Origin of the sequence: Aurantimonas sp. A2-1-M11 (genome assembly GCF_036549475.1) — a bacterium.
Taxonomy (GTDB): Bacteria; Pseudomonadota; Alphaproteobacteria; order Rhizobiales; family Rhizobiaceae; genus Aurantimonas.
Genome location: NZ_JAZHLI010000010.1, coordinates 90776 through 103379, shown reverse-complemented (window position 1 = coordinate 103379; position 12604 = coordinate 90776). Strand labels below are relative to the sequence as shown.

The following is a 12604-nucleotide window of genomic DNA, read 5'->3' as shown; positions in this document are numbered from 1 at the left end:
ACAAAATCGCCATCGCTCTCCACCATCGAAATCTCCTCCCGCAAGAATCAGAGGAGTTCGAAAGATTCAGCTCTTCAGCCGCTTGTCATCACCTTCTTCACCCGATTGCCCTGAGGCCGAACGTGATTGCCATTGCCCTTTGCCGCGCCGTCGTCTATCCGAATCTTCATGGAAACGATGATCTCTGCGATGGACTGGTGGTGGGCACGCTGACAGCGGCCGGACCGTCACGCATGTGATCAGTACATCAAGGCCGCCTCGGATCATCCGGCGGCCTTTTTGCTTTGGCGCCGGGGTCCGGGCACGAGACCCGCAACGAGCTTGTCGCAAGACCCGGAGAAAATGCATGGTGACCGAGCAGACCGAGGACGGACGGGAACGTTTCGTAACCGCCGGAGGCATCACGATCACCCGCAGCCGGACGGCCGTCGCCTATGAGGGCGCGATCGAGCCTTATTTCGACTGGCTCGACACGCGCCGCGGCGCCGTGCTGTTCTCCAATTACGAATATCCGGGCCGCTACACCCGCCAGGACGTCGCCTTCGTCGATCCACCGCTGGTGCTCTCGTCCGCCAGGCGCGAGATGCGCATCGAGGCGCTCAATCCGCGCGGCCGCGTGCTGCTCGACTTCATCGACGCGGCGCTGGCTGGCAATGCCGACATCGCCAGCCGCACCCATGGCGACGGCTTCATCGACCTGACCATTGTCGAGCCGACCGCCGCGGTCACGGAGGAAGAGCGCTCGCGCATGCCGAGCATCTTCTCGGTGCTGCGCACCATCGTCTCGCTGTTCCGTTCCGAGGAGGGCCGCGAGCTCGGCCTCTACGGCGCCTTCGGATACGATCTCGCCTATCAGTTCGAGCCGGTGCCGGAAGTACTGGAGCGCGACGCCGAACGCCGCGATCTGGTGCTGTACCTTCCCGACGAACTGCTCGAGGTCGATCACTATTCGGCCTCGGCCGTCCTGACCCGCTACGATTTCGCCATGGACGGCGCCTCGACCGAGGGGCTGGAGGGCGGCGGGCCGGATGCGCCCTTCGTCCCGTCGGACCGGATCCCGCCCCGCGGCGACCACCGGCCCGGCGAATATGCCGACCTCGTGCGCTCCGCCAAGGAGCGGTTCATGCGAGGTGATCTCTTCGAGGTGGTCCCCGGACAGGTGTTCTACGAGCGCGCCGAGCACCGTCCGTCGGAAATCTCCCGGCGTCTGAAGGCGGTGAACCCGTCGCCCTATTCCTTCTTCGTCAATCTCGGATCCAACGAATACCTGATCGGTGCTTCGCCGGAGATGTTCGTGCGGGTCAATGGCCGCCGCGTCGAGACCTGCCCGATCTCCGGAACGATCAAGCGCGGCGACGACGCCATCGCCGATTCCGAGCAGATCCTGAAGCTGCTGAACTCCAAGAAGGACGAGTCGGAGCTGACCATGTGCTCCGACGTCGATCGCAACGACAAGAGCCGGGTCTGCGATCCTGGCTCGGTGCGGGTGATCGGCCGGCGCCAGATCGAGGTCTATTCCCGCCTGATCCATACGGTCGACCATATCGAGGGCCGGCTGCGCGACGGGATGGACGCCTTCGACGCCTTCCTGTCCCACGCCTGGGCGGTCACCGTCACCGGCGCACCGAAGCTTTGGGCGATGCGCTTCATCGAGAACAACGAGAAGAGCCCGAGGGCCTGGTATGGCGGCGCCGTCGGCATGGTGCATTTCAACGGCGACATGAACACCGGCCTGACCTTGCGCACGATCCGCCTGAAGGACGGTATCGCCGAGGTGCGCGCCGGCGCAACGCTGCTCTACGATTCCAATCCCGAAGAGGAGGAAGCCGAGACCGAGCTCAAGGCTTCCGCGCTGATCGGCGCGATCCGCGAGGCCGGCGCGCCTGATCCGGCAGCCGCCAAGCGCGATTCCGCAAGAGTCGGGGAGGGGCTTCGGATCCTGCTCGTCGATCACGAGGATTCCTTCGTCCACACGCTGGCGAACTATTTCCGGCAGACCGGCGCCGAAGTTTCCACCGTGCGCACCCCCGTGCCGGCCGAAATCTTCGATCGCATCGCGCCGGATCTGGTGGTGCTGTCGCCGGGACCGGGCAATCCGTCCGACTTCGACTGCAAGGGCACGATCGCCCGGGCGCGCGAGCATGGCGCCGCGATCTTCGGCGTCTGCCTCGGCCTGCAGGCCCTGGCCGAAGCCTATGGCGGCACGCTGCGCACGCTGCACATGCCCGTTCACGGCAAGCCGTCCCGCATCCGTATCTCCGAGCCGGGCATCATCTTCTCCGGCCTGCCGGGCGAGGTGACCGTCGGGCGCTATCACTCGATCTTCGCCGATCCGGTGCGCCTGCCGAAGGACTTCATCGTGACGGCCGAGACCGACGACGGCATCGTCATGGCCTTCGAGCATCGGACCGAGCCGGTCGCGGCGGTGCAGTTCCATCCGGAGAGCATCATGAGCCTGGGTGGCGATGCCGGCATGCGGATGATCGAGAACATCGTCGCGAAGCTGCCGCGCCGGGCCCGCGAACAGGCGGCCTGATCTCGTGAGCAACGGGGCACATGAGGCGGCGGTCACCAGCGCCCCATTGGTCAAGCGCATCGCCATGGCATCGGTCGCCGTGGCGGTGGTCGTGCTCGCCATCAAATACGCCGCCTATCGGATGACCGGTTCGGTGGCGCTGTTTTCGGACGCGCTGGAATCCATCGTCAATGTCGTCGCCGGCCTGATCGCGCTCTGGGCGGTAACCCTGAGCTACAAGCCGGCCGACAGCGACCACCCCTTCGGCCACACCAAGGCGGAATATTTCTCGGCGGTTGTCGAGGGCGTGCTGATCGTGCTCGCAGCGCTCCTCATCCTGCGTGAGGCGTGGCAGGCCTATCTGGTGCCGCGCGAACTGGAAGCACCGCTGATCGGCATTGCGATCAACGCGGCCGCAACGACCATCAACGCCGTCTGGGCAACCTATCTGATCCGCCAGGGCGCGGCCCGGCGTTCGCCGGCGCTGGCCGCGGACGGGCGTCACATCATGGCGGATGTCGTCACCTCGATCGGCGTCATCTCGGGCCTGCTGATCGCCACCAGCACGGGGTGGACGATCCTCGACCCGCTGATGGCGGCGCTGGTCGCGCTGAACATCCTGCGCGAGGGCTACCTCGTGGTCATGAGCTCGCTGTCGGGGCTGATGGACCGCGCGATCGACCCGGGCGAGGAGGCCAATGTCCGCGACATCATTTCGTCCCACGCCGAGGGAGCGCTGGAGGTCCATGACCTGAAGACGCGGCTCGCCGGCCGGGCGATCTTCATCGAGTTCCACATGGTGGTTCCGGAAACCATGACCGTCGGCGCGGCCCACGAGATATGCGACCGCATCGAGGATGCGTTGCAGGTAGCCTTCGACGGTGCGCGGGTCTCGATCCATGTCGAACCGGAGGGCGAAGCCAAGCAGACCGGCGTCCCGGTTCTCTGACGCCGTTTCACTCGCAGACGCGCTGCCAAGTTTGGCCAGCCTGCTGAATTCAATAGGCAATTGCTTGCCATTTGCCGCAACAGCGGCAATAGCTGGCGATGCAGGGGAGGTCGGCGTCGCAAGAGCCTTGCGGCGACAGACAATCAGACAGGGAACCCCCATGGCGGTCGACATCGGCACACGGCGCAAGAATGCCGATCCTGACAGCCTGAAAGGCATACAGGCATTTCTCGTCGCCATTTCGTGGCGCGACAAGCCGGTCCTAAAATGGATGTTCGCGGCGACCGCGATCGCTCTTGCCTTCTGGGTTCGCTACGAGCTCGACCACCAGCTGCCGGGCGGATTTTCCGTACCTCACCTTCTTCCCTGCAGTGATCATCACGACGTTCCTGGCCGGCACCGCGCCCGGTGCCCTGGTCGGTATCCTCGGTGGACTGGCGGCCTGGTACTTTTTCATCCCGCCTTTCGATTCCTTCGGGCTGACCGGCGGCTCGTTGCTGGCGCTGGCCTTCTACGTCTTCATCGTCGCGGTGGACATAGCCCTGATCCACTGGATGCATGTGGCGCTCGACCGGCTGACAATCGAGAAGGAGGCGACGGCCCGCTATGCCAATGAGCGTGATCTCCTGTTCCGCGAATTGCAGCACCGGGTCTCCAACAATCTTGCGGTCGTGTCCGCCCTTCTGACACGCAGGCTCGCGTCTCCTCCTCCGCGGAGGCGACCGCAGCCCTGCAGCAGGCGTCCGCCAGGATCGGCCTCGTGTCCAAGATACAGCGCCAGCTGCACGATCCCAGTCGCCAGAGCCTCGACATGGCGCCTTATCTGTCGCAACTCGGCGCGGATCTCCTGGCCGCCTCCGGGGTGACCGGGGTGACCTATGAGACCGAGGTCGCGCCCACCGAGGTGGATGCCGAAACGGCTGTGCCGCTCGCCCTGATCGTCACCGAACTGATTTCCAATGCCATCGAGCATGGCTGTGCAGATGGTCGGCCGGGGACCATCCGGGTCACGCTGCAACAAGAAGGAAAGCAGGGAAATACCCTGCGGCTGCAAGTCGCCGACGATGGGCCCGGTTGGCCCGAAGGCTTTTCCATCGCAGAGTCGCGCAATCTCGGCATGCGGATCGTCGGATCGCTGACCCAGCAGATCGGCGGCAGCTTCGAGGCGTCCAACGACGCCGGCGCAGTCGCCACGCTGGTCTTCGAGGCGCGGCCCGCCTTCGCGCCGCAACCGGCGGCTTGAGCCCTGCGCATATTTTCGGCTTGCCATGGGCGAATTTGCGGCTACTCTTCGCGGCATGAATGCGACGCCATCCCATTTCGGCATGATCGCGGCCCGGAACGGGGCTGCCGATGCTGCGCGTCCGCTGACCCTTCTACGTCTTCTCCTTCTTAGCTGCGGCCGTCGGACCCGTTGACCTGAAGGGGCGTCCGGCGGTCGAGCCGGCACTGTGGTCCGATCGGCCCACGCGCTCAGCCCCTCTCGCTTTACAAGACGGTTCCAATTGCCGATGACCGGCCCGATGCGTGCGCAAGATCGCCGCAGCCGGCATCCGCCCAGCGACCAAGGTGCGAAGACCATGTCCGTTTCCCCCGCCACGCGTCCGGCCGCAGATGCCCGGCAGACGCCGCACGAAACCGCCGAGCGCCGTGGAACGATGCCGCTCGCCTCCCGCAAGTATCAGCCGTACGGGCCGGTCGACCTGCCCGACAGGACGTGGCCGTCCAAGACCATCACCCATCCGCCGATCTGGTGTTCCGTGGACCTGCGGGACGGCAATCAGGCCTTGGTCGATCCGATGGGCCACGACCGCAAGGCGCGCTTCTTCGCCCTGTTGAAAGCGATGAACTTCAAGGAGATCGAGATCGGCTTTCCGTCGGCCTCGCAGACCGATTTCGACTTCGTGCGCTGGTGCATCGAGGAAGGCGAAACGCCTGACGACGTCTCGCTGCAGGTGCTGGTCCAGTGCCGGCCGGAACTGATCGCACGCACCTTCGAATCCCTGGAGGGCTCGCATCGGCCGATCGTGCATTTCTACAATTCGACCAGCGAATTGCAGCGGCGCGTAGTGTTCCAGAAAGACCGCGCAGGCATCAAGGAGATCGCCACCGACGCGGCCAAGATGGTCGTCGACATGGCGGCCAAGGCGGGCGGTGGCTATCGCTTCCAGTATTCGCCGGAGAGCTTCACCGGCACCGAGCTCGATTTCGCCGTCGAGATCTGCAACGCGGTCGCCGAAATCGTCCAGCCGACGCCGGACAACAAGCTGATCCTGAACCTGCCCGCCACCGTCGAGATGTCGACGCCGAACATCCATGCCGACCAGATGGAGTGGATGTGCCGGAAGCTCGACAATCGCGACAACCTGATCGTCTCGCTGCATCCCCACAACGACCGCGGCACCGCTGTCGCCGCCACCGAGCTCGGCCTGATGGCCGGTGCCGACCGTGTCGAGGGCACGCTGTTCGGCAATGGCGAGCGCACCGGCAATGTCGACATCGTCACCCTGGCGCTGAACATGTTCACACAAGGGGTGGATCCGAACCTTGACGTCTCCGACATCAACCACATCAAGGAGATCTTCGAGTACTGCAACCAGATGACGATCCACGAGCGTCATCCCTATGTGGGCGAGCTGGTCTATACGGCCTTCTCCGGATCGCACCAGGATGCGATCAACAAGGGCATGAAGGCCCGCAAGGTCGCCAACAAGGAATTGTGGGAAGTGCCGTATCTGCCGATCGATCCCAAGGACGTCGGCCGCTCCTACGAGGCGATCATCCGCATCAACTCGCAGTCGGGCAAGGGTGGGATCGCCTATGTCCTGCAGGCCGACTACGGCCTCAACCTGCCGCGCAACCTGCAGGTTGAGTTCCGCGAGGACATCCAGCAGATCACCGACGAGGAAGGGCGCGAGCTGCCGGTCAAGCGCATCTACGAGCGCTTCATCGAGCGTTATGTCGAGCAGCCGGAGGGCCGCATCCGCTTCGTCGAGCACACGACGCGGCCGAGCCCCAACGTGAAGGGCGAGCGCATCGTCGAGGCGACCATTCTCGACAATGGCGTGGAGACCACGATCGAGGGCATCGGCACCGGACCCATCGACGGGTTCGTCGACGCCCTCTGTCGGCATCTGGGCATCGAATTCTCGGTGTTCGACTATTCGGAGCATTCGCTGGGGGCCGGCTCCGACGCTGGCGCCATCTGCTACATGGAAGTCCAGCACGAGAGCGGACGCCTGTTCGGTGTCGGCATGAACAAGAACATCGTCACCGCTTCGCTGGAAGCGCTGGTCGCCGCAGCGAACCGGCTCCTGGCATCGCGCTGACATGAGCGACGCCAATTCGTCACCGCGCCTCTTCGCCGTCGAACGCGGCGGCGAGGCAGGCGGAACGACCCCTCCCGTGGTCCTGCTGCACGGCTTTGATGGTCGTGCAGTGCTGTGGGAGTCCCTTCAGGAGCGGCTGGCCACGCCGCAAAGGCGAGTGCTCGCCTTCGACCTGCCGGGCCACGGCGCTTCGCGGGACTATCCCGGCTTCGGCCCGCCCAAGGTTGCGGCGCGCGCGATCCTCGCCGAGCTGGACGCCAGGGACATCGCCTCCGCCCATCTCGTCGGCCATTCCATGGGCGGGGCGATCGCCTGCCTGATGAGCCTGTTCGCGGCCGATCGCGTGGCGTCGATGACGTTGCTGGCGCCTGGCGGCTTCGGGCCCCAGATCGGCAGCGGCATGATTGGTGCGGTGATGCGGGCCGAGGGCGCAGATGCGATCCGCCGGGCGATGGGGGCAATGGGCGCGCGGGGCTGGCTGCCGGACGCTGAAATCGCCGCGGCGATCGCCGCCGGCCGATCGCCGGAGGATCGGGCCGCGATCCAGCACATATTCGCGATGCTGTTCACGGCCCAAGAGGGCGTCGATTTCGGCACGCAGGGCCTTCTGCCCCTGGAGGCCATCGCGGCAACCGGTGTTCCGATCTCGCTGCTCTGGGGAGCCGACGATCCCGTGACCCCCTTCGCGCAGGGCTCGCATGCCCCGCCGGGATTCGCTTTCACGGCGCTTCCCGACCGCGGCCACATGTTGATGCTGGAGGACGAGGGTGCCTGCGAGCGCGCTATCCTGGCAGCGATCGAGCACGTCGATGGTGCCTGACAGCCGCCACCACGCAGTTTCTTCCAATCATGAATCTGGATATGATAAACATTCGGTTAAGGAATTGGATTCGAGGCAACGATCGATGGGCGAAGGCAAGGACAATGTCGCGTCCCTGATGGGGACGAAGCGGCTGGCCGATGCCGTGCGACAGGCCAAGATCGCCGCCGCGCAGAGATCCGACGTCGTCGTCGACATCCGCGAGGCCGATCGCGCGCGCCTGGAGATCCTGCAGGAAGAACTGCAGCCGCTGATCGACGAATTGCCGGCCGGCGAAGAGATGTTCGATTTCACCCTGTCGGGCGGCGCGCATGCGCGGCTGTGGATCGACGGCACGGCGAACGTCGTGATGGCGCGGGACCGGCGCACCTATCGCCTCGTCCGCGAGACCCGTCTGGGCCGCGTCACTCTGGTGGAATCCACCGAGGCACGGGTGATCGCCGATCGGGTGACGGACTATGTCGCCGAGCGCATCGTCGAGCGCGACAAGGCGTTCGCGGTGAATGACGAACTCAACGAACGGATCGCCAAGCCGGAGCATCCGGTCCGCCGCACCCAAGAGGAGCCGCTGCGGCAGCCGCAGCAGCACCGCTCCCGCACAACCGATTTCGTCATCGCCGCAGTGTGGATGATGATCGGAGTGGTCGTGGGCGCGGGCCTGCTTCTGGCGATCGCGTCCTATGCCGGCGTGTCGGTCGGCTGATCATCTCGCGGGAAGCGCATCCTCTCGAGAGGTCGTGTTGATCGCCCTTCCGTCGGTGAGAAGCTCACGCTGACGCACCCAGCCGATCCCGGGCCGCGCCTCGCGCGCGCCGCGCTCGCGCTGGATCAATGACCATCTGCCGGGCTCGCCGTCGATCTCGAACAGATTGTAGCGCGAGGCCGGATGCGAACCGCCAGGCGCCTGGCTGGCGGATGGCACGCCAACCACCGGCACCATGCCTTCGGGCCCTTTCAGCCAGTGCAGCGTGTCGAGGTGGGTATGCCCGTGCAGCACCAGTTCGGCCCCGATCTCGTGGATGACCTTGGAAAAGAACTGCTTGCCGATCAGTCGCTTGTGCCATGAGGTCGAGCCGGAAATCGGCGGGTGATGGATCAGCACCACGCGGAAATGTCCTTGCTCTCGGCTCTGTTCGAGCTGCTTGGCCAAGGTCATCGCCTGCTTGCGGCGGAACGTGCCGGTGGCGAAAAACGGTGCCGTCGCCTCCGCCGTCGAGACGCCGAATACGGCAACCTTGTCGCGCACCCGCACATAGGGAAACGAGTTGCCGAGCGCGTTCAGCGGATTGTCGCCGATCATGTATTCGTACCATTCGCGATACGAACGTTTCAGCGCTCCCGGCACGTAGGCGTCGTGGTTGCCGGGCACCACGGAGACGTGGTGCGGCTTGCCCAGTTCCTCGAGCCACATCCGGGCGGCCATGGTTTCGACCTTGGTTGCCAGATTGACCAGATCGCCGGTGACCGCGATGTGGTCCGGCGCCTCCTGTTGCAGGTCCTGGATGAGGTTGGCGAGCGTGTCGCCGAACATCACCCGGCGACGATTGCGATGCCAGTTGACGTATCCGGTGACCCGCTTCGAGGCGAGTTCGCGGATCGACAATTCGGGCAGGGGGCCGAGATGGATATCGGAGAGATGGGCAAGTCGGAACATGCCTGTCATCCTAGGAGCGCAGCGGCCGATTGGTAGGGTTGCGGGAGCGAAGGGTTTCGATGGGTTTCGAGAAATTGATCGTTCGCGTTCTGCATGGCGTGCACGTGGTAGCACGGCCAATGACCCTGGGGGTGCGAGGCGTCGTGTCCGATAACGACGGACGGATCTGTCTTGTGCGTCACACATATGTTTCCGGCTGGTACCTGCCGGGCGGCGGGGTCGATCCCGGCGAGACGGCGGCCGACGCGATGGCGCGCGAGGTCAGGGAGGAGGTCGGGCTGGTGCTGGTCGACCCGCCGCGACTCGTCTCGGCGCATTTCAACCGCAGCGCTTCCAACCGCGACCACGTGCTCTTCTATCGCTGCGGTGCCTTCCGGCGCGAGGGGGCCCGAAAGCCCAGCGCCGAGATCGCCGAGATGGATTTCTTCGCCCTCGACGACCTGCCGGATGGCACGACCGACGCGACCTTGCGTCGCCTCGCCGAACTTGCCGGCGAAGCGGCTCCCGATCCCTATTGGTGAACCGCCAATCGCTCCCGGCCATGGGGAACGGTCAGGTCCTGTTCGGGCCCCAGCGGGACGATGCCCGTGGGATTGATGGTCTTGTGGCTGGAGTGATAGTGGCCCTTGATGTGATCGAGATCAACCGTCTCGGCGACACCCGGGATCTGATAGAGTTCCAGCATGTATTTGAAGAGGTTCGGGTAGTCCTTGATCTGGCGCTGATTGCATTTGAAGTGGCCGAAATAGACCGGGTCGAACCGGATCAGGGTCGTGAACAGACGCCAGTCCGCCTCGGTAGGGGCCGCACTTGGGACGAGATAGCGCTGCTTCGAGAGAAGCTCCTCCAGTCGGTCGAGCGCGGCAAACAGTTCGCCGAAGGGCTCCTCATAGGCCGACTGGGTCGTTGCGAAACCGCATTTGTAGACGCCGTTGTTGACGTGGTCGTAGATGTCCGCGTTGATCGCGTCGATCTCGCTGCGCAAGGCCTCGGGTGAGAGATCGACCGACCCATCGCCATACTCGTCGAAGCCGCGGTTGAGGATCCGCAGGATCTCAGCCGATTCATTGTTGACGATGGTCCCGGTCTGCTTGTCCCACAACACCGGCACGGTCACGCGCCCGCTGTAATGAGGGTCGGCCTCCAGATAGATCTCGTAGAGCCGCTCCTTGCCGAAAACCGTGTCCGGGATGGCTCCGGGACGGTCGGAGAAGACCCAGCCTTCCTCGCCCATGTGGTAATCGACCACCGAGAGGGAGATGACGTCCTCCAGCTTCTTGAGCTTGCGGGCGATCAGCGTGCGATGCGCCCAGGGGCAGGCGAGGGACACATAGAGATGGTAGCGGCCGGGCTCCGCCTTGTAGCCCTTCTGCCCATCCGGGCCAGGCGAGCCGTCGGGGGTGATCCAATCGCGGAAGCTCGTGGTCGTTCGCTTGAAGCTGCCGCCGGTCGACTTGGTGTCGTACCATTTGTCCTGCCATTGGCCGTCTACGAGCAATCCCATGGGCGTCCTCCTTCGGTTCGGGTTCGTCACGCTAACCGAAGTGGCCCCGGAGCGTCCCCGTTACAGCCGCGACGCAGCGTCAACGGACGTGGCTGCCTCGAGAGCTTGCAGCATTGGCTGGACCTTGGCCGGAGGCGGTGCTACCGATCCGAAGACCGAGGAGCGACCAGCATGATCATCCGCCGACGACGACACAGGATCTGCGCCCGCGCGCACTGACCGTCGTCGTTTGCCGGAGTCCCGATCAGCCGAATGGGAGCCTTGCGAGCGGCGCTGATGCCCGCCCGACCTGGATGATCCCCGCATGTTCGCTCTCTCCGATGTCCGGTATCTGCCGGAACAGCCCGCACATCACGCCGCCATCGATGCGATTGCCGCCGAGGCCTTCGGACCTGGCCGCTTCACGCGGGCCGCCGAACGCGTCCGCGAGATGGCGGCGCATGCGCCGGCGCTGTCCTTCGTCGCCGAGTATGACGGTGCGATCATCGGCTCGGTCCGCCTGACGCCCATCGCGATCGGTGCGACGGCCTCGCTGATGCTCGGACCGCTTGCCGTGCGTCCGGCCTTCAAGAACCGCGGCGCCGGCAAGGCGCTGATGCAACGCGCAGCCGAGGCCGCGCGCCAGGCCGGCGAGACCTCCATCATCCTTGTCGGCGATCCCCCCTATTACGCGCCGCTCGGCTACCGACCGCTGCCGCGCGGATCTGTGATCATGCCGGGCCCGGTGGATCTGTCCCGGCTGCTGGGGCTGGAACTCGTCCCGGGTGAGCTGGAGGGTGTGAGGGGACGGGTCCAACCGAGACAGGAGTCCGCTGGTAGAAGCGCTTCTGGATTCTTCTGTAGCTAGGCTGTTTCGCCGGCGCTTTCTCCTTGGAAAGCTATGGTTTTGTCCGACTTGCCGGTATCCATTGACACATGGCATTCGGCATCTTCATCCACCGCACGGATTCGATCTACGACGACAGCCCGGCGGAACGCTATCAGTTCCCGAGCCAGTATCTTGGTCGAGTGCGTGCATGCCTCGGCGATTGGATCGTCTATTACGAACCGCGGAAGGTGATGGATACGCGAGGATATTTCGCGATCGCGAAGGTGCAAGATGTCATATCCGATCCCATGGCGCCTGGGATGTATATCGCTTTGATCGAACCGGGGAGCTATCTGGATTTCCCGAACCCTGTTCCATTCAGCGACGCAGATGGGGTGATCGAGCGCGGTGTACTGAATGACGCGGGCCGGATCTCCGGGCGGGCGCAATCAGCCGTACGACAGATTTCGGCAGCGGACCTGGACCGTATCCTGGAGCGTGGGTTCGAGATGGATTCGGAGATGCTCCCGCGAACCGACCTACGCGATCAAATGGGGTTTGAGGATGAGCCGACGCCTTTTCAATATGGCGACGAGGAAGAGCGCGATCGAGGCAAATATTTCGATTCACGAATTGTGCGCGACCGGGTGTTCCGGCGGCTCGTGCTGCGCGCATACGACTCGCGCTGCGCCATCACCGGGCTGAAGCTCATCAACGGCGGTGGCCGGGCGGAAGTCGAAGCGGCTCACATCAGGCCGGTGGAGGCGAACGGTCCCGATATCGTCAACAACGGTGTGGCGTTGTCGGGCACCGTTCATTGGATGTTCGATCGCGGGCTGATCGGTATCGCCGATGATCTGCAGATACTGGTGTCGAGACAGGTGAACGATCCGTCGAGTGTCCGTACCCTGATCAACAAGAGCGGCTATCTGCTACCGCCGCATCGAACAGCGGATCGCCCACATCCTCGCTTTCTCGGCTGGCATCGCGACAACTGCTTCAAGCACTGACGCGCCGACGCCCTC

General features: G+C 64.5%; 13 protein-coding genes. 11 read left to right on the top strand and 2 right to left on the bottom strand.

Features of this window, described 5'->3' with window-relative positions; genetic code table 11:
- The 8 genes from VQ042_RS07125 to VQ042_RS07095 all read left to right on the top strand — a co-directional run.
- A partial coding sequence (locus tag VQ042_RS07125; protein WP_331816984.1) for a hypothetical protein occupies positions 1-239 on the top strand: 239 nt, incomplete at its 5' end.
- 107 nt (positions 240-346) lie between these two features.
- Positions 347-2536 (top strand): anthranilate synthase, encoded by a 2190-nt coding sequence (locus VQ042_RS07120; protein ID WP_331816982.1) that lies wholly within the window; start codon positions 347-349, stop codon positions 2534-2536.
- Positions 2537-2600: 64 nt separating this feature from the next.
- The gene (locus VQ042_RS07115; RefSeq protein WP_331817001.1) at positions 2601-3464 is read left to right on the top strand and encodes a cation diffusion facilitator family transporter; all 864 of its coding nucleotides are present in this window, start codon (positions 2601-2603) and stop codon (positions 3462-3464) included.
- Between the two features lie 296 nt (positions 3465-3760).
- Entirely contained in the window at positions 3761-4330 is a 570-nt protein-coding gene (locus tag VQ042_RS25950) for a DUF4118 domain-containing protein (protein ID WP_442880050.1), read from the top strand.
- Entirely contained in the window at positions 4225-4707 is a 483-nt protein-coding gene (locus tag VQ042_RS07110; RefSeq protein ID WP_331816980.1) for a sensor histidine kinase, read from the top strand. Before VQ042_RS25950 ends, VQ042_RS07110 begins: the two co-directional genes overlap by 106 nt.
- Positions 4708-5122: 415 nt before the next feature.
- Entirely contained in the window at positions 5123-6793 is a 1671-nt protein-coding gene (gene leuA, locus VQ042_RS07105; protein WP_331816999.1) for a 2-isopropylmalate synthase, read from the top strand.
- Between the two features lies 1 nt (position 6794).
- Complete coding sequence (locus VQ042_RS07100) at positions 6795-7613, top strand: alpha/beta fold hydrolase (protein WP_331816978.1); 819 nt, start codon at positions 6795-6797, stop codon at positions 7611-7613.
- Between the two features lie 85 nt (positions 7614-7698).
- On the top strand, positions 7699-8316 hold the full coding sequence (locus tag VQ042_RS07095) for a hypothetical protein (RefSeq protein WP_331816976.1): 618 nt from the start codon (positions 7699-7701) through the stop codon (positions 8314-8316).
- Here the strand turns inward: VQ042_RS07095 and VQ042_RS07090 are convergent, their stop codons facing one another.
- Positions 8317-9267, bottom strand: a complete 951-nt coding sequence (locus tag VQ042_RS07090) for a metallophosphoesterase family protein (protein WP_331816975.1) — start codon at positions 9265-9267, stop codon at positions 8317-8319.
- Positions 9268-9326: 59 nt separating this feature from the next.
- Here VQ042_RS07090 and VQ042_RS07085 point away from each other — a divergent pair, with 59 nt between their 5' ends.
- Complete coding sequence (locus VQ042_RS07085) at positions 9327-9788, top strand: NUDIX domain-containing protein (protein ID WP_331816974.1); 462 nt, start codon at positions 9327-9329, stop codon at positions 9786-9788.
- Here VQ042_RS07085 and VQ042_RS07080 read toward each other — a convergent pair.
- Entirely contained in the window at positions 9779-10771 is a 993-nt protein-coding gene (locus tag VQ042_RS07080) for a glutathione S-transferase family protein (protein ID WP_331816973.1), read from the bottom strand. The genes VQ042_RS07085 and VQ042_RS07080 overlap by 10 nt on opposite strands.
- Positions 10772-11075: 304 nt before the next feature.
- Between VQ042_RS07080 and VQ042_RS07075 the strand changes: the two genes are divergently transcribed.
- Together VQ042_RS07075 and VQ042_RS07070 are read left to right on the top strand one after the other, a co-directional pair.
- The gene (locus tag VQ042_RS07075; RefSeq protein WP_331816972.1) at positions 11076-11618 is read left to right on the top strand and encodes a GNAT family N-acetyltransferase; all 543 of its coding nucleotides are present in this window, start codon (positions 11076-11078) and stop codon (positions 11616-11618) included.
- A gap of 68 nt (positions 11619-11686) precedes the next feature.
- Positions 11687-12589 (top strand): HNH endonuclease, encoded by a 903-nt coding sequence (locus VQ042_RS07070; protein WP_331816971.1) that lies wholly within the window; start codon positions 11687-11689, stop codon positions 12587-12589.
- The last annotated feature ends 15 nt before the right edge of the window (positions 12590-12604 follow it).